General features: G+C 63.6%; 17 protein-coding genes. 12 read left to right on the top strand and 5 right to left on the bottom strand.

The genetic code is table 11. The features are described 5' to 3' along the window. The first annotated feature begins 148 nt into the window (after positions 1-148). From AC3YOG_RS04355 to AC3YOG_RS04325, 7 genes are all read left to right on the top strand, one after another. Positions 149-1,762 (top strand): glycoside hydrolase family 43 protein, encoded by a 1,614-nt coding sequence (locus tag AC3YOG_RS04355; protein WP_489934207.1) that lies wholly within the window; start codon positions 149-151, stop codon positions 1,760-1,762. A 186-nt stretch (positions 1,763-1,948) separates the two neighbouring features. Beyond that, the gene (locus AC3YOG_RS04350) at positions 1,949-2,764 is read left to right on the top strand and encodes a DUF2189 domain-containing protein (protein ID WP_489934206.1); all 816 of its coding nucleotides are present in this window, start codon (positions 1,949-1,951) and stop codon (positions 2,762-2,764) included. A gap of 104 nt (positions 2,765-2,868) precedes the next feature. After that, positions 2,869-5,580: a DNA mismatch repair protein MutS gene (gene mutS / locus AC3YOG_RS04345; protein ID WP_489934205.1), complete on the top strand. Its 2,712-nt coding sequence runs from the start codon at positions 2,869-2,871 to the stop codon at positions 5,578-5,580. Next, positions 5,561-8,359, top strand: coding sequence for a [protein-PII] uridylyltransferase (locus AC3YOG_RS04340; RefSeq protein ID WP_489934204.1), 2,799 nt, complete (start codon positions 5,561-5,563; stop codon positions 8,357-8,359). Before mutS ends, AC3YOG_RS04340 begins: the two co-directional genes overlap by 20 nt. Before the next feature lie 24 nt (positions 8,360-8,383). Then, entirely contained in the window at positions 8,384-9,973 is a 1,590-nt protein-coding gene (gene murJ / locus AC3YOG_RS04335; RefSeq protein ID WP_489934203.1) for a murein biosynthesis integral membrane protein MurJ, read from the top strand. Between the two features lie 78 nt (positions 9,974-10,051). After that, positions 10,052-11,086 carry a tryptophan--tRNA ligase gene (gene trpS / locus AC3YOG_RS04330; RefSeq protein ID WP_489934202.1) on the top strand — a complete coding sequence of 345 codons (1,035 nt, stop codon included), beginning with the start codon at positions 10,052-10,054 and terminating at the stop codon, positions 11,084-11,086. A gap of 11 nt (positions 11,087-11,097) precedes the next feature. Then, the gene (locus tag AC3YOG_RS04325) at positions 11,098-11,571 is read left to right on the top strand and encodes a universal stress protein (protein WP_127755017.1); all 474 of its coding nucleotides are present in this window, start codon (positions 11,098-11,100) and stop codon (positions 11,569-11,571) included. 363 nt (positions 11,572-11,934) lie between these two features. Here the strand turns inward: AC3YOG_RS04325 and AC3YOG_RS04320 are convergent, their stop codons facing one another. Next, positions 11,935-12,234 (bottom strand): DUF3817 domain-containing protein, encoded by a 300-nt coding sequence (locus AC3YOG_RS04320; RefSeq protein WP_489934201.1) that lies wholly within the window; start codon positions 12,232-12,234, stop codon positions 11,935-11,937. Between the two features lie 126 nt (positions 12,235-12,360). On the opposite strand from AC3YOG_RS04320, the gene AC3YOG_RS04315 reads away from it, so the two are divergent. Then, positions 12,361-12,930, top strand: coding sequence for a NifU family protein (locus AC3YOG_RS04315; RefSeq protein WP_489934200.1), 570 nt, complete (start codon positions 12,361-12,363; stop codon positions 12,928-12,930). A gap of 54 nt (positions 12,931-12,984) precedes the next feature. Here the strand turns inward: AC3YOG_RS04315 and AC3YOG_RS04310 are convergent, their stop codons facing one another. The 4 genes from AC3YOG_RS04310 to miaB form a co-directional block, all read right to left on the bottom strand. Beyond that, positions 12,985-14,019, bottom strand: coding sequence for a hemolysin family protein (locus AC3YOG_RS04310; RefSeq protein ID WP_248305194.1), 1,035 nt, complete (start codon positions 14,017-14,019; stop codon positions 12,985-12,987). A 60-nt stretch (positions 14,020-14,079) separates the two neighbouring features. Beyond that, entirely contained in the window at positions 14,080-14,526 is a 447-nt protein-coding gene (gene ybeY / locus AC3YOG_RS04305; protein WP_282567567.1) for an rRNA maturation RNase YbeY, read from the bottom strand. Positions 14,527-14,549: 23 nt separating this feature from the next. Beyond that, positions 14,550-15,581 (bottom strand): PhoH family protein, encoded by a 1,032-nt coding sequence (locus AC3YOG_RS04300; protein WP_248307150.1) that lies wholly within the window; start codon positions 15,579-15,581, stop codon positions 14,550-14,552. A gap of 173 nt (positions 15,582-15,754) precedes the next feature. Next, the gene (miaB, locus tag AC3YOG_RS04295) at positions 15,755-17,194 is read right to left on the bottom strand and encodes a tRNA (N6-isopentenyl adenosine(37)-C2)-methylthiotransferase MiaB (RefSeq protein WP_489934199.1); all 1,440 of its coding nucleotides are present in this window, start codon (positions 17,192-17,194) and stop codon (positions 15,755-15,757) included. Between the two features lie 101 nt (positions 17,195-17,295). Between miaB and AC3YOG_RS04290 the strand changes: the two genes are divergently transcribed. The 4 genes from AC3YOG_RS04290 (at position 17,296) to AC3YOG_RS04275 (ending at position 21,422) form a co-directional block, all read left to right on the top strand. Continuing rightward, the gene (locus AC3YOG_RS04290; RefSeq protein WP_127755023.1) at positions 17,296-17,484 is read left to right on the top strand and encodes a hypothetical protein; all 189 of its coding nucleotides are present in this window, start codon (positions 17,296-17,298) and stop codon (positions 17,482-17,484) included. A 180-nt stretch (positions 17,485-17,664) separates the two neighbouring features. Further along, positions 17,665-17,961 (top strand): 30S ribosomal protein S15, encoded by a 297-nt coding sequence (gene rpsO / locus AC3YOG_RS04285; RefSeq protein WP_349236728.1) that lies wholly within the window; start codon positions 17,665-17,667, stop codon positions 17,959-17,961. Between the two features lie 467 nt (positions 17,962-18,428). Beyond that, a complete protein-coding gene (gene pnp, locus AC3YOG_RS04280; RefSeq protein WP_127755025.1) occupies positions 18,429-20,555 on the top strand; it encodes a polyribonucleotide nucleotidyltransferase in 2,127 nt (708 codons plus the stop codon). A 297-nt stretch (positions 20,556-20,852) separates the two neighbouring features. After that, complete coding sequence (locus AC3YOG_RS04275) at positions 20,853-21,422, top strand: L,D-transpeptidase (RefSeq protein ID WP_489934198.1); 570 nt, start codon at positions 20,853-20,855, stop codon at positions 21,420-21,422. Positions 21,423-21,742: the final 320 nt, after the last annotated feature.

The raw sequence follows: 21,742 nt of genomic DNA, 5'->3' as shown, positions 1-21,742 counted from the left end.
GCCCCCGATCTCTCCTTCCCCTCCCCCTTGAGGGGAGGGAAACGGGGGTGGGGGTTCCGGCCTCTCTCCCGCTTCGACTTCGTCGCTCGACAAACCCGCAGCCTCGATCCCGCCCTAGCGGCCGGGAAGCGCAGGAGTCTCAAGACCCATGCCCACCATCACCAATCCCATTCTGCCCGGCTTCAACCCCGATCCCTCGATCTGCCGCGTCGGCGAGGATTATTACATCGCCACCTCCACCTTCGAGTGGTTCCCCGGCGTGCAGATCCACCATTCCCGCGACCTCGCCAACTGGGACCTGGTCTGCCGCCCGCTGACCCGCAAGACCCAGCTCGACATGCGCGGCGATCCCGATAGCTGCGGCGTCTGGGCGCCCGACATTTCCTATGCCGATGGCTTGTTCTGGCTCGTCTATACCGACGTCAAGCGCAAGGACGGCTCCTTCAAGGACGCGCATAACTACATCGTCACCGCCCCCTCGATCGAGGGGCCCTGGTCCGACCCGATCTACATCAATTCCTCGGGCTTTGACCCCTCGCTGTTCCACGACGATGACGGCCGCAAATACTTCGTCAACATGCTCTGGGACCACCGCACCCGCCCGCTCAAATTCGCCGGCATTGCGCTCCAGGAATTCGACCCCGCCGCCGGCAAGCTCGTCGGCCGCGTCACCAATATCTACCAGGGCACCGACCTTAAGCTCGTCGAAGGCCCCCATCTCTATAAGCGCAATGGCTGGTACTACCTGCTGACCGCCGAAGGCGGCACCGCCTATGAGCATGCCTGCACTTTTGCCCGTTCGCGCACCATTGACGGGCAATACGAAACCCACCCGGACAAGCATATCCTCACCTCCAAGGATGCGCCCTTTGCCGCCATCCAGCGCGCCGGCCATGGCGATCTCGTCGACACTCCGGATGGCAAAACCTATCTCGTTCATCTCGGCGGCCGCCCCACCACCCAGAACCGCCGCTGCGTGCTGGGCCGCGAAACCTCGATCCAGCAAGCCTATTGGGGCGATGACGACTGGATTCACGTGAAACAGGGTCCCGTGCCCTCTCTCCACGTCGACGTGCCCGGCACCCGCAACGAAACCCCCTATTGGAGCGAGCAGCGCTATAGCTTTGCCGATGGCCAGCTGCACCAGGACTTCCAGTGGCTGCGCACCCCCGAGCCTGAGCGCATCTTTGCCCTTGAGGATGGCAAGCTGCGCCTCTTTGGCCGCGAATCCATCGGCTCCTGGTTCGAGCAATCTCTCGTCGCCCGCCGCCAGACCCATTTCTCCTACGATGCCGAAACCACGCTCAGCTTCGATCCCGTGGACGAGCGCACCATGGCGGGCCTCACCGCCTATTACAGCCGCTACAATTTCTTCTACCTGGCCGTCACCGCCCATTCCGATGGCCAGCGCGAACTGCTCTTGATGAGCTCGGAAATGAGCTGGCCCGACGGCAATCTGCGCTTCCCCGCCGAACCCGTGCAGATCCCCCAGACCGGCAAGGTCAAGCTCGCCCTCTCGATCCGTGGCGCCGCCTTGCAGTTCTACTACGCCCTCGAAGGCGAAGCCCTGCAGCCCATCGGCCCCGTGCTCGATGCCTCGATCCTTTCGGATGAATGCGGCGGTCACCAGGCCCATGGCTCTTTTACTGGCGCCTTTGTCGGCGTCGCCGCCCAGGATCTCAACGGCACCGCCCGCCCGGCCGATTTCGATTATTTCATCTATCGTCCCGAGCACCACGCCAGCGACCGCTACGAGGTCTAGCCGCCACAACGACGGGAGGGCAGGGCGCCATCGTGGCCCCGCCCGCCTGCCCCTTCACATCTTGCGGATGGGGGCGACACCGCGTCGCAGCTGCCCTATGCTCATCCTATTGCGGCTGCGGGTCCGCTGAACGCATCGCTGGTATTCTCACCGGGCCATGTGGCCTCCATTGGAGGATACCTCACCATGGCCAATTTCCACATTCTGACCGGCGCGGGCACCAAGCTCGACCTGCCGGTTATCCGCACCATCACCATCGCCGATCTGTTTGATGCCCTTCGCGCCGGCGCCAGCGATTTCTGGGCCAAGCCGAGCCATTATCTGCTGCTCGCCGTAATCTACCCGATCGTGGGCGTCGTGCTCACCGTTTGGATGAGCGGCTTTCACACCTGGCCGCTGCTTTATCCGCTGATCGGGGGCTTCGCCCTTATCGGCCCTATCGCCGCGCTCCCCCTTTACGAAGTCAGCCGCCGCCTCGAGATGAGCGAGGAGATATCCTGGGGCGAAGCCATGAGCGTGCTGCGCTCGCCCGCCATTGGCGCCATTGCCGTGCTCGGGCTCATGCTCTTTGTGCTGTTCACGCTCTGGCTTACCGCCGCCCAGGGTCTTTACGAAGCCCTCTTGGGCGCCTCCCCGCCGCGCACCTTCGACGCTTTCCTTGCCCAGATCATGGGCGAACCCGCCGGCCGCACGCTGCTGGTCGCCGGCACGCTGCTTGGCGCCGGCTTTGCCCTCGTCACCCTTTGCACCACCGTCATCGCCTTCCCGCTGCTGCTCGATCGGGACGTGGGCGCCTATGTGGCAATGGAAACCTCGTTCCGCGCCGTGCTGCACAACCCGGTGCCCATGCTGGCCTGGGGCGTCATGGTGGGGGCCGGGCTGTTCCTGGGCTCGCTCCCCATCTTTGTCGGGCTTGCGCTGGTGATCCCCATTTTCGGCCACGCCACCTGGCACCTCTATCGCAAGCTGGTGGATTCCGCCTCCTTGATCCGGGGTGCCTGACGCCCCAGCGGCAATCTTGCGGGCATATCCAAACTGCCGCAGTTGGCATTGCCCCGCTAAGCCCCTAAGGTCCGCGCTTTCGAGCCCGGACCTTTGAGCGCTTGATGCACGGATCGCCCACTTCTCCCGCCCCGACCGGCCCAGCCCCTGCGCTGACGCCGATGATGGCTCAGTTCTTCGAGATCAAGGCGAACCATCCCGGCTATTTGCTGTTTTATCGCATGGGCGATTTCTACGAGCTGTTCTTCGAGGACGCCGAGATCGCCAGCGCCGCCTTGAACATTGTCCTCACCAAGCGCGGCAAGCATCTGGGGCAGGATATCGGCATGTGCGGCGTGCCCATCCATGCCGCAAATGATTATCTCAACAAGCTCATCAAGCTTGGCCACCGCGTGGCCATTTGCGAGCAGGTGGAAGATCCCGCCGAAGCCAAAAAGCGCGGCGCCAAATCGGTGGTCCGCCGCGAAGTGGTGCGCCTTATCACCGCCGGCACCCTCACCGAAGACGATCACCTCGACGCCCGCCGCTCCAATTTTCTCGTTGCGCTTGCCGCCGTCCGCCACGGCCAAACCGATTTCGCTCTCGCCTGGGCCGATATCTCGACCGGCGAAACTTTTACCCTCGAGCTGGCCGCCACCGAGCTCGCCGACGAACTCGCGCGCATCGATCCGGCTGAACTCCTCGTCAGCGCCCCGACGCGCCTCCTGCTGCGCGAGCAGCATCTTTGGGCCCCTGCCTGGGACAAGCTCACCCACGAAGCCGACCCGGCCGTTTTTGACAGCGAAGCGGGCACCGCGCGCATCCGTTCGGCTTTGGGCGGCGAAGGCTTCGATCCGACCTCGCTGTCCCGTCCCGCCCGCGCGGCGCTGGGTGCGCTGCTCGCCTATGCGGAAGATAGTCAGAAGGGCGCGGCCGTTCCCCTGCGCGCGCCGGCCAGCGAAGCGCCCGGCAAGTTCATGGCCATCGACAGCGCCACCCGCGCTTCCCTCGAACTGCACCAGACCCAGCGCGGTGAAGCGCGCGGCTCGCTTCGCCACGCCATTGACCTCACCGTCACCGCCCCCGGCTCGCGCCTCTTGGCCGCCCGTCTCGCCGCCCCCCTCAACGATGCCCGAGCCATCAATGAGCGCCTCGACGCCGTCGCGGCCCTGGCGCAGGACCCAACCCTCACCGGCCGTCTGCGCACCGAGCTCAAATCGGTGCCCGATCTCGCCCGTGCGCTGACCCGCCTGGCGCTCGAGCGCGGTGGCCCCCGTGATCTGGCTGCCATCGGTCGCGCCATCGCCGCCGCCGCCGCGCTCGGCCACCATCTGGCCGGCATCGAGGGCTCGACCACCCTGTCGCGGCTGCACGCCATCCTCTCCGGCGCTCCGCTCGATCTCGCCACGGTGCTGGGCAACGCTCTCGCCGACGAGCTGCCGCTGCTGGCCCGAGATGGCGGCTTTGTGCGCGAAGGCTATGAACCCAAGCTCGACGCCGAGCGCCTCCTCGGTCGCGAAACCCGCGCCGTCGTCGCTGCGCTCCAGGCCGATCTCGTGGCGCAAACCGATATTCGCGCCTTGAAAATCCGGCACAACGGCATGCTGGGCTTTTTCGTTGAAGTCCCCGCCGCCCAAGGCTCCAAGCTCCTTGAAGAGCCGCTGCGCCAAAGCTTCATTCACCGCCAGACCATGGTCAATGCCATGCGGTTCACGACGACCGAGCTGGCCGAACTCGAAGGCCGCATCGCCCGCGCCGGCGACGCCGCACTCGAGCTTGAAACCGCAATCTTCGCGCGCCTCCGCACTGGCGTGCTCGACCACACACCAACCCTGCGTGCCCTGGCCGATGCGCTGGCCGAACTCGACGTCACCGCCGCGCTCGCCCATCTCGCCGCCACCCGCAATTATGTGCGCCCCGAGATCGACACTTCCCTCGCCTTTGCCATCACCGCCGGCCGCCATCCGGTGGTCGAGGAGATGGTACGCGCTGACGGCAAGTCTTTTGTCGCCAATGATGCCGATCTCTCCGGTGACGAGGCTTCGGGCGGCGGGCATCTCTGGCTGGTCACCGGCCCCAATATGGGCGGTAAGTCCACCTTCCTCCGCCAGAACGCCCTTCTTGCCATTCTCGCGCAAATGGGCAGTTTCGTGCCCGCCGATCGCGCCCATATTGGGGTGGTCGATCGCCTGTTCTCGCGCGTCGGTGCTTCGGACGACATCGCCCATGGCCGATCCACCTTCATGGTGGAAATGGTGGAAACCGCCGCGATCCTCAACCGCGCCACGCGCCGCTCCCTTGTCGTGCTCGACGAGATTGGCCGTGGCACCGCCACTTTCGATGGTCTGTCCATTGCCTGGGCGGCTGTCGAGGCGCTGCACGAAACCACCGGCTGCCGCGCGCTCTTTGCCACTCACTTCCATGAGCTGACCAGCCTCGCCAAGACCCTCACGCGTGTGTCCAACCACACCATGAAGGTGCGCGAATGGGAGGGCGAGGTGGTGTTCCTCCATGAAGTGGGGCAGGGCGCGGCCGACCGCTCCTATGGCATTCAGGTTGCGCGTCTCGCCGGCCTGCCCGAGCCGGTTCTGCGCCGTGCTCGCCAAGTCTTGACCGTGCTGGAGGAGCGCGCGGCAGGTGCGGCCCCTTCCGGCCGCGTCACCAGCGTGCTAGACGATCTTCCGCTGTTTTCCCACCAGCCAGCGCCGGCGCCCGCCGTCGCCAACCCAGTTGATGAAAAGCTCGACGCTATCCGCCCCGATGAAATTACGCCTAAAGAGGCGCTCGAGCTGATCTACGAGTTGAAGAAAACCCGCGATGCCGCTCGCCGAAGTTGACGCCAAACCGCGAAAGCCGCTGTTTGCGACCCGACCTGCCCAAGTCATCCTGGAAGAACTCGATGCTGCCATTGGCACCGAGCCACCCAAGAGCGCGGCGGCACGCGCTGCGGTCCTCGCCCATGTCAGGCAGTGCCTTGCCGAAGCGCGCCAGGGTGCCGAAGCCGAACTGATCGCCAGTGGCAAGGGCACGCGCTGCGCCCAGAATTTGTCGGCGGCGCAGGACGAGATCATCACCGCCGTCCACCTCTTTGCCACCCGCCGCGTTTACCCCGTCGATAATCCCTCCGGCGCCGAAGCCATTGCCCTCTCGGCCGTTGGCGGCTATGGCCGCGGCACCCTCGCCCCCGGCTCCGACATCGACCTGCTGTTCATTCTCCCCTATCGCCAAACCCCTTGGGGCGAACAGGTCACTGAATACATCCTTTATATGCTCTGGGATCTCGGCCAGAAGGTCGGCCATGCTGTCCGCTCGGTGGACGAATGTATCCGCATGGCCCGCGCCGACATGACGGTGCGCACCGCGACCCTCGAAGCGCGCTTCCTCACCGGCGACAAGGCGCTCTTTGACAATCTCGTCCACCGCTTTGAAACCGAGATCGTGCCCCATACCGGGCCCGAGTTCATCGCCGCCAAGATGGCCGAGCGCGACGAGCGCCACCGCATCATGGGCAATACGCGCTATGTCGTGGAGCCCAATGTCAAGGATGGCAAGGGGGGCCTGCGCGACCTCAACACCCTCTTTTGGATCGGCAAATACTTCTACCAGGTCAAGACCTCGGCCGAACTCGTCGACAAGGGCGTGCTCGCGCCGGCCGAATACCGCCTGTTCCAGCGCGCCGAGGATTTCCTCTGGGCCGTGCGCTGTCACCTGCATTTCCTCACCGGCCGCGCCGAGGAGAAGCTGACCTTTGACGTGCAGCCCGAACTCGCGCAGCGCATGGGCTATGCCAAGCGCGCCGGCATGCTGGGCGTCGAGCGCTTCATGAAGCGCTATTTCCTTGTCGCCAAGGATGTGGGCGATCTCACCCGCATCTTCTGTGCTTCGCTCGAATTCAACCACGCCAAGGACATGGACCTGGTGGGCCGCGTTCTCGCGCCTTTCCGCTCCGGCAAGTCCAAGATCAAGGGCGAAACCGATTTCATCCTCGATACCGGCCGGCTCAACATCGCCCGCCCCGATGTCTTCACCAGGGATCCCGTCAACCTCATCAAGATGTTCCTCGTTGCCGGGCGCCAGCAGCTGCTGTTCCACCCCGATGCGATCAAGGAAATCACCCGCTCGCTGCATCTCATCAACAACAAGCTGCGCACCGATCCCAAGGCCAACAGCTATTTCCTGACCATCCTGACCTCACCGCAATCGGTCGAGCGCATGCTGCGCCAGATGAACGAAAGCGGCGTGCTCGGCCGGTTCGTGCCGGAATTCGGAAAGATCGTCGCCCTGATGCAGTTCAACATGTACCACCACTATACGGTGGACGAGCATCTGATCCGCGCCGTGGGCGTCATGGCCGAGATCGCCAATGGCGGCCTGCGCCAGGAACTGCCCCTCACCCACGAACTGCTGCCCCAGCTCAACGACACCCGTCTCCTCTATGTCGCGCTGTTCCTCCACGACATTGCCAAGGGTGGCCAGGAAGACCATTCCGAAGCCGGCGCCCGCATCGCACGGCGCCTCTGTCCGCGCTTCGGCCTCTCGCCCGCCGAAACGGACACCGTCGCCTGGCTGATCCAGTATCACCTGCTGATGAGCGAGGTCGCCCAGGCCCGCGACATCCAGGACCCCGAAACCGCCAAGGCCTTTGCCGATATCGTCCAGTCGCCCCAGCGCCTTGCGCTCCTGATGATCCTCACCGCCTGCGATATCCGCGCCGTCGGCCCCGGCGTCTGGACGGGATGGAAGGGCTCGCTGCTGCGCGCCCTTTATTATGCCACCGAACCGCTGCTCTCGGGCGGCCATTCCCAGGTCACCCAGTCCGCCCGCATCGCCGATGTCCGCGCCACCCTCACCGAGGCCCTCTCAAGCTGGCCCGCCGAGGAAGTGGCCGCCTATACCGCCCGCCACTATGACCATTACTGGCTGCGCGCCGAGCCCGAATTGCAGATCGAGCACGCCCGCATGATCCGCCAGGCCGACCAGAACGGGGAAGCCTTTGCCGGCTCCATCCGCGTCAAGGCCTTCGAGGGCATCACCGAAGTCAGCTTCTATACCCCCGACCATCCGCGCCTCCTCTCGCTGATCGCCGGCGCCTGCACCATGCAGGATGCCTCCATCATCGGCGCGCAGATCTTTTCCACCCGCGACGGCCGCGCCATCGACACCTTCCGCCTGCGCCGCACCTTCACCAATGACGAAGACGAAAAGGTGCGCGCCACCCGCATCATTGATACCGTCAAGCAATTGCTGCAGGGCCGCCGCACCATCCTCATCGATCTCGGCAAGGAATCGCGCCACAACCGGCGCCTGAAACCCTTCGCGCTGCCGGCCGAAGTGATGGTCTCCAACTCGCTCTCGGAAAAATTCACCGTCATCGAGGTCTCGGGCCTTGATCGCATGGGTCTGCTCCATGCCCTGACCCGCGAGATCTCCGATCTCAACCTCTCCATCGGCTCGGCCCATATCGGCACCTATGGCGAAAAGGCCGTCGACGTTTTCTATGTCACCGATCTCACCGGCGGCAAGATTTCGAGCAAGCCCCGCCAGCGCCGCATCCGCGATGCGCTCCTTGCCGTCTTCCACCCCCGCGCCGCCGAAGCCAAGGTGGCCAATGGCTGAGGCCCAGCCCCGGCGCGCGCGCCCATGAGCCTATACCGCAATTTCCTGTCCGTGGGCGGGCTCACCCTCGTGTCGCGCGTGGCCGGCTTTGCCCGCGATGCACTGATGGCGGCGGTTCTCGGCATCAGCCCCGTCGCCGATGCCTTCAACGCCGCCTTCCGCTTTCCCAACCTGTTCCGGCGCCTCTTTGCCGAAGGCGCCTTCAACACCGCCTTTGTGCCCATGTTCTCGACCGCGCTCGAGCAACAGGGCCACGACGCGGCCAAGGAACTCGCCTCGCGCATCATGAGCTGGCTCGTCGCCGCCATCGCCGTGGTGACCATCCTCGCCGAAATTTTCATGCCCCAGATCATGGTCTGGTTCGTGCCCGGCTTTGCCGATGATCCGCAAAAGCTCGAGCTGACCGTCTTCCTCACCCGGGTGATGTTCCCGTATCTCGCCTGCATGTCGCTGATGTCGGCCTATGCGGCGATCCTCAATTCTCTGGGGCGGTATTTCGCCTCCGCCTTCGCGCCGGTCGTGCTCAACATCGTCAACATCGCCGCCCTTGTGCCGCTGGCCTTCCTCAACCTGCCCGATCAGGCCGATACCGCCTTCTGGATCGCCATCGCCACCATGCTCGGCGGCATTGCCCAGCTGGCGCTGGTTTATGGCGCCATTCGCCGGGCCGGCTTTGTGCCCCGCCTGCGGCTGCCGCGCTTTGACCCCGATGTGCGCCGCTTCTGGGTCCTCGCCATCCCTGCGATCCTCGCCGGCGGCATCACCCAGATCAACATTTTCGTTGGCACCATCATCGCCTCGACCAGCGACAATGTCATTTCCATCCTCGCCTATGCCGATCGCCTCTACCAATTGCCCCTTGGCATTGTCGGCATCGCCATCGGCACCGTGCTCCTGCCCGAACTCTCCCGCCATATTGGCGCCGGCCGCGATGCCGAAGCGCGCGCCAGCCAAAGCCAGTCCCTGCTGCTGGCCATGCTGCTTTCGCTCCCCGCTGCCGTGGCGCTCGCCACCATTCCCGTCCCCATCATCCGCGTCCTCTTCGAGCGCGGCCAGTTCGGCCCCTCCGATACCCTGCTTACCGCCCAGGCCCTGGTCGGCTACGCCGTGGGACTGCCCGCTTTCGTTCTGGTGCGCGTGCTCCAGCCCGGCTTCTTTTCACGCCAGGATACCCGCACCCCCACCGTCTTTGCCGGCGTCTCGGTCGCGGCCAATATTGCCATTTCCCTCTGGCTGTTCCCGACCCTCCAGCATCTGGGCATTGCGCTCGCCACCTCCGCTTCCGCCTGGCTCAATGTCCTCCTCCTTGCCGTTTTCCTGCGCCGTCGCGGCCATTTCCGCATGAGCCTCTCGGAATGGCGGCGCCTCGCCACCATTCTCCTGGTCGCCATGGTCATGGGGGCGGTGCTCTATCTCCTTGCCGCGCGCGCCGGGGCGATTTTTGCCCCCGGCCACTCGCTCTTGGTGCAGATCACCGCGCTGGGCGCCATTTGCCTCTTTGGCGCGCTGACCTATTTCACCCTCGCCCATTTCAGCGGTGCTCAGTCGCTTGGCGGCCTCGTGTCGCGCCTCCGCCGTCGCCGGCCCAAAAGCCAAACTCCTGCCGGCTCTTGACCAACTCCAAGGTTCCATACCGGGCATTTGCCCTATAATGCTTCCCCTCTGATCCCATTCCGTTCGACCAGGCGTTCCATGACCTTCACCCCGCGCATTTTTTCGGGCATCAAGCCTTCGGGCGATCTGCATCTGGGCAATTATCTCGGCGCCATCCGCCAGTTCGTACCCCTGCAGGACACCCACGAGACCATCTATTGCGTGGTCGACATGCACGCGATCACGGTCTGGCAGGAACCCGAGGATCTCAAGCGCCGCACCTATGAGATCGCCGCCGCCTACATTGCCGCCGGCCTCGATCCCAAGCGCTCCATCATCTTCAACCAGTCCCAGGTGATGGAACACGCCGAGCTGAGCTGGATCTTCAACTGCGTGGCGCGCATGGGCTGGATGGCCCGCATGACCCAGTTCAAGGACAAGGCCGGCGAAAACAGCGAAAACGTTTCGCTCGGCCTCTTTGCCTATCCCTCGCTGATGGCCGCCGATATCCTCCTTTACAAGAGCACGGCCGTGCCGGTAGGCGAGGACCAGCGCCAGCATCTGGAGCTGACCCGCGACATCGCCAAGAAATTCAACCACGATTTCAGGAAGCAAATCGCCGAGCTTGGCTTTGAGGAAGACTTCTTCCCCATCACCGAAACCCTCGCCACCGGTCCGGCCATGCGCGTCAAGTCGCTGAAAGACGGCTCCAAGAAGATGAGCAAGTCCGAGTCGACGTCGGACCTCGCCACCATCTACCTGCTCGATGATGCCGATGCCGTGGCCAAGAAGATCAAGCGCGCCACCACCGATCCCGAACCCCTGCCCAGTGAAGCCGCGGGTCTCGAAAGCCGCCCCGAGGCAGAAAACCTCGTTGGCATCTATGCCGCGCTTTCCAATCAAAGCGTCGATGCGGTGCTGGCCGAATATGGCGGCAAGGGTTGGGGCGCCTTCAAGCCGGCCCTCGCCGAGCTGGCCGTCAGCGTGCTCTCCCCCATCGCCAACGAAATGCAGCGCCTCGTCGCCGATCGCGGCGAAATGGACCGCATCCTGCGCGATGGTGCCGATCGCGCCCGCGCCATTGCCGCGCCGGTCATGGCCGATGTGCGCCAGATCGTCGGCTTTATCCGCTAACGGAGGCCCGCATGGTTCCCGCCAACGAATACAAGCGCAAATTCCTCGTCGTCATCGATGAAACCGAGGAATGCGACCGCGCCCTCCTTTTTGCCGCCTACCGCGTCAAGCGCACCGGCGGCGCCGTCGTGCTGATGAGCGTGGTCGAGCCGCCCGAATTCATCGGCCTTGGCGTCGAAGAAGTGCTGCGCGCCGAAGCCGTGGAACAAGCCGAGCGCAATCTCGACACGCGGCTGGCCCGCCTGCGCTCCATCGGCGACATCAAGGTGGAATCGGTGATCCGCGAAGGCAGCGGCCCCGAACAGATCGAGCGCGTCATCGACAAGGACAAGGGCGTCGCCATCCTCGTCCTTGCCGCCTCCATCTCCCCGGAAGGCCCCGGCCCCCTGGTCCTCCACTTCGCCAACCGCGCCAACGCCCTCCCCATCCCCCTCACCATCGTCCCCGGCCACATGACCGACGAAGAAATCATCGCCATCTGCTGATTTTTGTCACCGGCGGCCGAACCGCAACCGGCACCAGCCTCACGGCTCCCGCCCACCCTCCCCCTTGCGGGGAGGGCCGGGGAGGGGGTCCATCAGTTCTGGCAGCAAGTCGGCCAATCTACGGCCAGGCCTGGCACCGAGCCAATCCGCCCCTTCGTCCCCTCCCCCTTGAGGGGAGGGCCAGGGTGGGGGTTCGAGCCTCTCCACAAACTGGGATGACGTAAAGCCGCCTGCACCCGCCTCTTAAGTGGCAGGGAGCCACCAAACCCCAAGGCTCCTGCCCTCCCTCCCCCTTGAGGGGAGGGCCGGGGAGGGGGTCGATGGTCAAGCCACCAAGCCAGCAGGTCGCTCAGCCTCGCCCGTTCAGTCCCGCGCCGCCACGGCCATCTGCTTGCGCCGCAACAACCCATCATTAACAAACGTCCCCAACGGCACAAAGGCCGCCAGTGCCGTGCGCACCCACTCCCCTGGCGTAAAACCCTTGCCGGGCAGGCACACCAGCATGGCCAACAGGTGAAGTACAAACGCCGCCCCATGCGCGGCCCCGACGGGCGGCACGAGGCTGGGATTGCCCAAAACATACTTCATCGGCATGGCGATGCCGAACAGCGCCAGTGTGGTGATGCCCTCGAGGAGGGCCAGTCGTCGAAACCATTGGATCATGCCAGCGTTGTACCGCCCGCAGCGCATGGGAGCCACGCGGCGCGAGGTCGCGTAAAGCCTCTTGCACGGCGCGGCGAAAAGCTTATTTTAGAAGCGTTCTAAACACGTCCACGGCAAGGAAGCGCCATGTTCATCCAGACCGAAGCCACGCCCAATCCGGCGACCCTCAAGTTCCTGCCGGGGCGCGATGTGCTGGTGGGCGAGCCGCGCGATTTCCGCAATCCCGATGCCGCCGCAGCGTCCCCGCTGGCGACGGGCCTGTTTGCCATTTCCGGCGTTACCGGCGTGTTCCTGGGCTCCGATTTCATTTCGGTCACCAAGGACGACACCAACTGGGCCCATATCAAGCCCGCCATTCTGGGCGTGATCATGGATCATTTCCTGTCCGGCAAGCCGGTGCTGGCGCCCGAAGGCGAAGGCGCTTCCGACTTTGCCGATGATGGCGAAGAATTCTTCGAGGCCGAAGACAGCGAAACCGTCGAGGTGATCAAGGAGCTGCTCTCCACCCGCGTGCGTCCGGCCGTGGCGATGGATGGTGGCGACATCATCTTCAAGGGCTACAAGGAAGGCACCGTGTTCCTGCACATGCAGGGCGCCTGCTCGGGTTGCCCCTCCTCGACCGCAACGCTCAAGAATGGCATCGAAAACCTGCTGCGCCATTTCGTGCCCGGCGTCGAAGCCGTCCAGCAGGTCTAGGCTCTCCTTCATCACTTACAAAAAAAGCCCGGAGCGATCCGGGCTTTTTTTTCATCAGGAGGCGGCTTTTTCGCCTTCGCTGCGCTGATCGGTGATCGCCAGCGGCTCTTCGGGAGCGCCACCCTCGGGCACCCGGCGAATGCGCAAGCGCTTGATACGGCGGCTATCGGCAGCCAGCACCTCGAACTCGAACCCCTTTAGTCCGCCAACCTTTTCGCCGCGTTTTGGCACGTGTCCGGCCAGGTCGAACACCAGCCCGCCCACCGTATCGACTTCCTCGGCATAAGTGCCGGGATCGAAATCGGGCCCGATCAGCGCCTGCACATCGGCCAACTCCGCCCGGGCATTGGCGATATAGGTGTCTTCGCCCACTTTGCGGATGAGGGCAGCGGTGAATTCGTCATGCTCGTCTTCGATCTCGCCGACCACCGCTTCGAGCAGGTCCTCAATGGTGACGAGCCCATCCGTGCCGCCATATTCGTCGATGACGATGGCCATATGGACGCGGCTGGCGCGCATGGATTGCAAGAGGTCCCCGACCGGCATGAAAGTGGGCACGAACATCGCCGTGCGCACGAGATCAAGCTTGCCGATCTTGGAGCGCAGCGCCGGCGACACCAGCTTGACCGGCACATCCTTTTCGGGATCGTTGACGCTGTCGGTGATGCGCCGCAGCGCGTCCTTGACGTGAATGAAGCCCAAAATGTTGTCGAGCCCGTCCTCGTAGACGGGCAGGCGGGAATGGCCGACATCGCGAAATTTAGCCAGGAGCGTGCCCAGATTGACATCGGCCTCGATGGCCTGGATGTCCGAGCGCTCCACCATCACGTCGCCCACCGTCACATTGCCCAGCTTGAGCACGTTCTGCAGGATCGTCCGCTCGCTTTCGGAGAAATCGCCGGTTTCGGCGCTTCCCGGCTCGTCCAGAGCTTCCTGCAGGTCTTCGCGCAGCGACGCCGTGCCGCGCACCAGCATGGAGCGGATGCGGTTCAGGATCGAAAGCCCCCGGGCGGCTACCGGCGCGGGGGCGGGGGAAGAAGGAGGCTCGGCATTTTCGGGTCGGTGGCCCAAACTGTCACTGTCGGTCATTGTTTCATGCCGCAAACGGCGGCTCTTCTGCTGTGGGAAGGGGTGTGGGCCCTGCGGGCGCTAATCGGCATAAGGGTCTTCAACCCCAAGACTTGCCAATATCTGCGTTTCGAGCCCCTCCATTTGAAGGGCCTCGTCTTCAACAATATGATCATAACCCAGGATATGGAGAAATCCATGCACCACCAGATGGGTAAAGTGATCGGTAAAACTCTTGCCCAACTCTTCGGCTTCGCGCGTCAGGGTCTCGTGGGCGAGCGTAATATCGCCAAGGATCCCGACCACCGGGCCAAAGGGCTCGATCTGGGGAAAACTCAGCACATTGGTCGCGCTGTCCTTGCCCCGCCACTGCGCATTGAGCTCGCGCTGTTCGGCATCATCGGTGAGGAGGATGGAGATCTCGGCAGCGCCGGCGATCCGCGCCTTGCTGTGAGCAAGCGCGGCCAGCACCGCCCGCTCCGCCAGCGGATCGAGATCTTCGGGCCAGGCGTCGCTGTTGCGGATCACCGCGATCTCGAGGGGGGAAGCGCTCAGCGGGCCACCCCTTCGGCAAGCTTTTCCTGCGCCTTGCGGGTGGTGTCGGCCTCATAGGCCCGCACGATCCGCCCCACCAGGGCATGGCGCACCACATCCTTGTCGCCAAAGCGCGAGACATGGACGCCCTCGATCCCGTCGAGCAGCCCCACGGCCTCCACCAGCCCCGACTTTTCGCCCCGCGGCAGGTCGACCTGCGTCGGATCGCCCGTCACGATCATCTTGGAATTTTCACCCAAACGGGTCAAAAACATCTTCATCTGCATGGAGGTAGTGTTCTGCGCCTCATCGAGGATCACCACCGCATTGGCCAGCGTGCGCCCGCGCATAAAGGCGAGCGGGGCCACTTCGATGATCCCCGAAGTGATGCAGCGCTCGACATTTTCGCTCTTCATCATGTCGTAAAGCGCATCGTAAAGCGGGCGCAGATAGGGATCGACCTTTTCCTTCATGTCGCCGGGCAAAAATCCCAGCCGCTCGCCCGCTTCCACTGCCGGACGCGACAGGATGATGCGGTTGATATCCCCGCGCTCGAGCAGCGACGCGGCATGCGCGACCGCGAGATAAGTCTTGCCGGTGCCGGCCGGACCCACCCCGAACACCAGCTCGGCCCGGTCCATGGCCCGCATATAGGCGTCCTGCGCCGGGGTGCGCGCCAGAATCGTGGATTTGCGCGTGGCGATCTGGGCCATGCGCACCTTGCCCTTGCGCTCGAGCGTCGGCAGGGTCAGCTGGCTGTCCTCGGTTTCGATCATGCGGATCACGCCATCCACATCCGAAATTCCGAGCGCCCGACCTTCCTCGAGCGAGGCATAAAGCGATTCCAGCACGCGCCGCGCCTGGTCTACGGCCGCTGCCGCGCCCTTGAGCAGCACGTGATTGCCACGCGGCGCCGCGGCCACTTTGAGCCTTTGCTCGATCAGCGCCAGGTTCTGGTCGAAATCACCATAAAGCTGCGCCGCCAGGCGATTGTCTTCAAATGCGAGTTCGAGTTGGGATGCCAGTGCGTTGTCTGCGGTGGGTGCCAAATGCCTGCTCAAAAAAACTGGGGCTCCTCAAGGGAACGGAAAACTGGCGCTGCCAGCAACGGGTAAACGAGGCTAGGACGATTTTGTCCCCGCGTCAGCAGTAATATTGTGACGCCCAGGCCCGCGCGCAAGCCGCTCCCTCGCGCCAGGCGCATCGGCAGGCGACCGCCGGCTTAACCCACGTGCATAACCGGCTCATCGCTGCGCCGAAACTGCGGCAGATGCGCATGGCTGACGAGCCGCCCGACCAGCGAATTGGTCGAAGTGCCGATGATTTCCACCTGGTGGATCGACCCGATCAGCTCGGTCCCGCCCTCCAGATGCACGGCCTGTAGGTAAGGCGAGCGCCCGCCGACCTGCCCCGGCATGCGCCCGACGCGCTCGATCAGTACCGGCAAGGTCTGGCCGACGCAGCTCTGGTGGAAGGCTGTGGTCTGGGCATTGACCAGTTCCTGCAGCCGATAAAGCCGCTCGGTCTTGACCTCTTCGGGCACCTGGTCGGGCAGATTGGCGCCGGGCGTACCCGGTCGCGTCGAATATTTGAACGAATAAGCCGAGGCGTAGCCCACCGCGCGAATGATCGCGAGCGTGTCCTCGAAATCGGCCTCGGTTTCCCCGGGAAAGCCGACAATGAAATCACCCGACAGCGCCATGTCCGGGCGCGCCAGCTTGATCTGCTCGATCAGGGCCAAATACTCCGCCGCCGTATGACGCCGGTTCATCGCCTTCAAAATCCGGTCCGACCCGGACTGCACCGGCAGGTGCAGATAAGGCATCAGGATGGGCAGGTCGCGATGGGCGGCGAGCAGCGCGTCGTCCATGTCGCGCGGATGGCTCGTCGTGTAGCGCAGCCGCTCCAGCCCGTCGATTTCTGCCAGCAGGTAAGCCAGCTCCCCCAGCCCAACCACCCGGCCGTCATCGGCCAAACCGTGGTAGGCATTGACGTTTTGCCCGAGGAGGGTGATTTCGCGCACCCCCGCTTCCACGAGGCCCCGCGCTTCGGCCAGCACCTGGCGCACCGGCCGGCTGACCTCGGCGCCGCGGGTATAGGGCACGACGCAGAACGAGCAGAACTTGTCGCAGCCTTCCTGGACCGTCAAAAAGGCCGTCAGCCCGCGCTTGATCGTCACCTCGCGCTGGGGCGCGGGCAGGTGGTCGAACTTGTCTTCCTCGGGGAACTCGGTGTCCACAATGGTGCGCCGCAGCGAGGGATGCACGGCGCGCCGCGCCTGCGCTTCGGCCAGCATCTGGGGCAGCTTGTGATAGGCCTGCGGGCCCACCACCATGTCGACCACCGGCGCGCGGCGGGCAATTTCCTCGCCCTCGGCCTGCGCCACGCAACCGGCCACCCCGATCATCAGATCGGCGCCATCAGCCCGGCGCTCCGCCTGCAATTCCTTGAGGCGCCCGAGTTCGGAAAATACCTTTTCGGCCGCCTTTTCGCGGATATGGCAGGTGTTGAGCAGCACGAGGTCAGCATTGCCGATCTCGGTTGTCGCCTCATAGCCGTGCGGCGCCAGCGCATCGGCCATGCGGTCGCTGTCATAAACGTTCATCTGGCAACCATAGGTCTTGATGAACAGCTTTTTGGTGTTGGCACGCGTCTGGGTCATGGCGCTCCTTTACCAGAGCCTGCCGCCAGACCCAAGCGCTCCCTGCAACTTCCGGCCCCTCGCGCCGTTTAACGTGAGCTAACTTTTTCAAGGAGGTCACCATGACCGATCCGACCACGCCAGGCGCAGCGGCACTCAAGGACGGCGAAAAGCCCGGCCCCAAGGATTCCCCGGTGCAGATCCGTCCAGCCGGCGGCGAGTCCCAGGCCGACAAACCCGAGGATTGGGATGAAGTGGATGAGGCCGTGGACGAAAGCTTCCCGGCCAGCGACCCCATCGCCAAGTACTGAGCGCCTGCAGGACCCGGTTGATGGCCGCTGCACCCCGGGTGTGGCGGCTATCGCCTGTTTGGCAATCCAATAAAATCTGGCTTTGCACGCTCCAATGCAGTATAGGGCAGGGCAACTGGCGGGCTTTGCCCCGTCAGTTTATTCGGCCCCGCCTGGACGACATCCCGGCCGGGGCGACCCATCCTCCCAATTGAAAGGATATGCCCGATGTCGATTACTCCTGAGCGCAAGACCGCCCTGATCCAGGAATATGCGACCAAGCCAAACGATACCGGTTCGCCGGAAGTGCAGGTCGCCATTCTGTCCGAGCGCATTGCCAACTTGACCGAGCACTTCAAGGGTCACGCCAAGGACAACCATTCCCGCCGCGGCCTGCTCAAGCTGGTTTCGACCCGTCGCAGCCTTCTGGACTATGTCAAGAAGATCGACGAGGATCGCTACAAGACCTTGATCGAACGTCTCGGCCTTCGTCGCTAAGCGACGTCAGATGATTTGCGGATGCGGGACCCGGTTCCGCATCTGTCGCCGGCGCCTTGAGATTGCGTCAGGGCGAGCCGAAAGTTCGGTTTTCGAGAACCGGAGCGGAGCGTACATCGGTACCTCAGCACCGGAACCGCAAAAACGGACTTGCAGGCCGCCCTCACGCGAAGATCAAGGGGTCGGAAGCGTAGACCGGCGTTCGCCGGAGCATGGCAGGATTATTAGCCGCTCCCCGCCTCACGCACTGCAAAATCATTCCCTTGGTTTTGAATCCGTGAGGCGCCCCACCATTCGGGGAGCGTCTTGTTGTCTTGCCCATGTTTCAGCCCGCCGAACCGAAACAGTGTCTGGTTTTGAGCCGGCGCGGCACATGGGGTGCGGCGCTCGGTGCGGACACACTCGATGACTTCGCGGTCGCTATGCGCCGCGCTCCGGGTCATTGGGCAGAGATGAAAGACAAACACATGTTTGATCACCACAAGGTAGAGCTCAACTGGGGCGGCCAGCCCCTCACCCTCGAGACCGGCAAGATTGCGCGCCAGGCCGATGGTGCCGTTCTCGCCACCCTGGGCGAAACCGTGCTTCTGGCCACCGTCGTCAGCGCCAAGTCCCCCAAGCCGGGCATCGACTTCTTCCCGCTGACCGTCAACTACCAGGAAAAATACTTTGCCGCCGGCAAGATCCCCGGTGGCTATTTCAAGCGCGAAGGTCGCCCGACCGAAGCTGAAACGCTGACTTCGCGCCTGATCGATCGCCCCATCCGTCCCCTGTTCCCCGATGGGTACAAGAACGAAACCCAGGTGATCGTTACCGTTCTCCAGCACGACATGGAAAACAATCCTGACGTTCTGGCCATGGTTGCCGCTTCCGCCGCCCTCACCATTTCGGGCGTGCCCTTCATGGGCCCGATCGGCGCTGCGCGCGTTGGTTACGTTAATGGCGAATACGTCCTCAACCTGCCGGTTGACCGTCGCGCCGACTCCAAGCTCGATCTCGTCATGGCGGGCACTGCGGATGCCGTGCTGATGGTTGAATCGGAAGCCAAGGAACTCAGCGAAGAAGTGATGCTGGGCGCCGTGATGTTCGGCCACGCCGAATCGCGCAAGGTCATCGACGCCATCATCAAGCTGGCCGAGCTGGCCGCCAAGGACGCCCGCGATTTCGAGCCCGAGGATTTCTCGGCCATCGAAACCGAAATGCTCGGCGTGATCGAAGCCGATCTGCGCGCTGCCTACAAGATCACCAAGAAGGAAGATCGCTACGACGCGGTCGACAAGGTCAAGGCAACGGCCAAGGCGCATTTTGCTGCCCGCGTAGATGCCGGCGAGATCTCGGCCGAAGATGTTGGCGCCGTGTTCAAGTCGCTCCAGGCCAAGGTTGTGCGCTGGAACGTGCTCGACACCGGCTACCGCATCGATGGTCGTGACCTGCAAACCGTTCGCCCGATCGTTTCGGAAGTTGGCGTTCTGCCCCGCACCCATGGTTCGGCGCTGTTCACCCGCGGCGAAACCCAGGCGCTGGTGGTTGCGACCCTCGGCACCGGTGAAGACGAGCAGTTCATCGACTCGCTCGAAGGCACCCAGAAGCAGAACTTCCTGCTGCACTACAACTTCCCTCCATATTCCGTGGGTGAAGCTGGCCGCATGGGTTCGCCAGGGCGTCGCGAAATCGGCCATGGCAAGCTCGCTTGGCGCGCGATCAACCCGATCCGCCCTTCGGTTGAAGAGTTCCCTTATACGATCCGCGTCGTGTCCGAGATCACCGAGTCCAACGGCTCCTCCTCGATGGCCACCGTTTGCGGCACTTCGCTGGCGCTGATGGATGCTGGCGTGCCGCTGGCCCGTCCCGTGGCCGGCATTGCCATGGGCCTGATCCTCGAAGGCGAGAAGTTTGCTGTGCTCAGCGACATTCTCGGTGACGAAGATCACCTGGGCGACATGGACTTCAAGGTGGCGGGTACCGAAGAAGGCATCACCTCGCTCCAGATGGACATCAAGATCGCCGGCATCACCGAGGAGATCATGAAGATCGCCCTCGAACAGGCCAAGGGCGGTCGTATCCACATCCTGGGCGAAATGGCCAAGGCGATCACCGCTTCGCGCAGCGAAGTGGGCGAATTCGCTCCGCGCATCGAAACCATGAAGATCCCGACCGAAAAGATCCGTGAAGTGATCGGCACCGGCGGCAAGGTGATCCGCGAGATCGTCGAAAAGACCGGCGCCAAGATCAACATCGATGATGACGGTACGATCAAGATCTCGTCCTCGGACGGCGCTCAGATCGAAGCGGCCATTAAGTGGATCCGCTCGATCACCGACGAAGCCGAAGTTGGTGCCATCTATCAGGGCACGGTCGTCAAGACAGCTGACTTTGGTGCCTTCGTGAACTTCTTTGGCGCCAAGGATGGCCTCGTGCACATCTCGCAGCTGGCCGAGGCTCGCGTTGCCAAGACCACCGACGTGGTCAAGGAAGGCGACAAGGTCTGGGTCAAGCTCCTGGGCTTTGACGAGCGCGGCAAGGTCCGCCTCTCCATGAAGGTTGTCGATCAGGCAACCGGCAAGGAAGTCGAAAAGAGTGAACCGGCCGAATAAGCCGAAAAACATCTCCCAAGGGGGCTCGGTATCAAACCGGGCCCCTTTGCCTTAGTTGCGCCTCTGCAACACCACATTTCACATCTGTGCGAGGCAACCCACGCGTTAACGTAGCGTTGGCGTAGTGATGCTTTCCTGCACTCGACAATGGCTGTCACGGGGCTTAGGTCATTGTCGAATCACCATTTTTTCGTTCAGCCGCTCCACCAGGGAACTACTGTGCTCAACCGCCGCCTGTTTATGATTGGACTTCCCCTCGCCCTGGCTGCCTGTACCACGTCGCGTCGTGCGCCGACGATGTCAGAGCCGACCATTGATCCGTTCTACGTGTCCATGTACGGACCCGTGCTCGATGAACCTCATCCCGTCGCCGCCATGGACCTGCGCCGTGTCGACCCCAAGTGGTGGCGCCAGGAAGTGGAATATGTCACCGACGAGCGCCCGGGCACCATCATCGTCGATACTCCAAACCGCTTCCTTTACCTTGTGCAGGAAAACGGCCGCGCCATGCGTTACGGCATTGGTGTGGGCAAGGACGAAGCTCTTGAGTTCCGCGGCAATGCCACGGTCGGCCGCAAGGCTGCCTGGCCCCGTTGGACCCCGACCCGGTCCATGATCAATCGCGAACCCGACCGCTATGGCCAGTATGCCGGCGGTCTTGAAGGCGGCCCGACCAACCCGCTTGGTCCGCGCGCGCTCTACCTCTACAAGAACGGGCAGGACACCCTGTTCCGCCTGCACGGCACGACCGAGCCCTACACCATCGGCACCAATGTCTCCTCTGGCTGCATTCGCCTGATGAACCAGGACATCATCGACCTGTATTCGCGCGTTCCCACCGGCACTCGCGTGGTCGTTTACAACTAAACGGATTGGGTCATTGCCGCGGCAGCGGGGCTCCTTTTTTCGGATCCCGTAGTCACCGAACCAAAGAACGCCGCTGTCGCGGCAATGACCCGGTCCAGCATCAAAAGCCCGCTCTCCTTGAGAGCGGGCTTTTTGTTTGCCGCCATTTGATTCCCGGTCCACGTGCAGTTTTTTGTGCGCCTCATATCTGCGCTTGGGCGGCGATCGGCAGGGGCGCGGCTAGGTGTGCCGCTTCGCGCATGAACAAGTCCTCAGCGGCTGTTCAGAACCCGTTCAGCTACATGGCCCCTTTGTGGCCAAGGCAACAAAAAAGGGCGCGG

The sequence above is a fragment of the Devosia sp. Z6_126 genome, assembly GCF_058133495.1.
This window is presented reverse-complemented; position numbering and strand designations above follow the sequence as displayed.

Coding starts and splice junctions, on each gene's coding strand:
- AC3YOG_RS04355 (WP_489934207.1), top strand. CDS start 149: ATGCCCACCATCACCAATCCCATTCTGCCCGGCTTCAACCCCGATCCC.
- AC3YOG_RS04350 (WP_489934206.1), top strand. CDS start 1,949: ATGGCCAATTTCCACATTCTGACCGGCGCGGGCACCAAGCTCGACCTG.
- mutS (WP_489934205.1), top strand. CDS start 2,869: ATGCACGGATCGCCCACTTCTCCCGCCCCGACCGGCCCAGCCCCTGCG.
- AC3YOG_RS04340 (WP_489934204.1), top strand. CDS start 5,561: ATGCCGCTCGCCGAAGTTGACGCCAAACCGCGAAAGCCGCTGTTTGCG.
- murJ (WP_489934203.1), top strand. CDS start 8,384: ATGAGCCTATACCGCAATTTCCTGTCCGTGGGCGGGCTCACCCTCGTG.
- trpS (WP_489934202.1), top strand. CDS start 10,052: ATGACCTTCACCCCGCGCATTTTTTCGGGCATCAAGCCTTCGGGCGAT.
- AC3YOG_RS04325 (WP_127755017.1), top strand. CDS start 11,098: ATGGTTCCCGCCAACGAATACAAGCGCAAATTCCTCGTCGTCATCGAT.
- AC3YOG_RS04320 (WP_489934201.1), bottom strand. CDS start 12,234: ATGATCCAATGGTTTCGACGACTGGCCCTCCTCGAGGGCATCACCACA.
- AC3YOG_RS04315 (WP_489934200.1), top strand. CDS start 12,361: ATGTTCATCCAGACCGAAGCCACGCCCAATCCGGCGACCCTCAAGTTC.
- AC3YOG_RS04310 (WP_248305194.1), bottom strand. CDS start 14,019: ATGACCGACAGTGACAGTTTGGGCCACCGACCCGAAAATGCCGAGCCT.
- miaB (WP_489934199.1), bottom strand. CDS start 17,194: ATGACCCAGACGCGTGCCAACACCAAAAAGCTGTTCATCAAGACCTAT.
- AC3YOG_RS04290 (WP_127755023.1), top strand. CDS start 17,296: ATGACCGATCCGACCACGCCAGGCGCAGCGGCACTCAAGGACGGCGAA.
- pnp (WP_127755025.1), top strand. CDS start 18,429: ATGTTTGATCACCACAAGGTAGAGCTCAACTGGGGCGGCCAGCCCCTC.
- AC3YOG_RS04275 (WP_489934198.1), top strand. CDS start 20,853: ATGTCAGAGCCGACCATTGATCCGTTCTACGTGTCCATGTACGGACCC.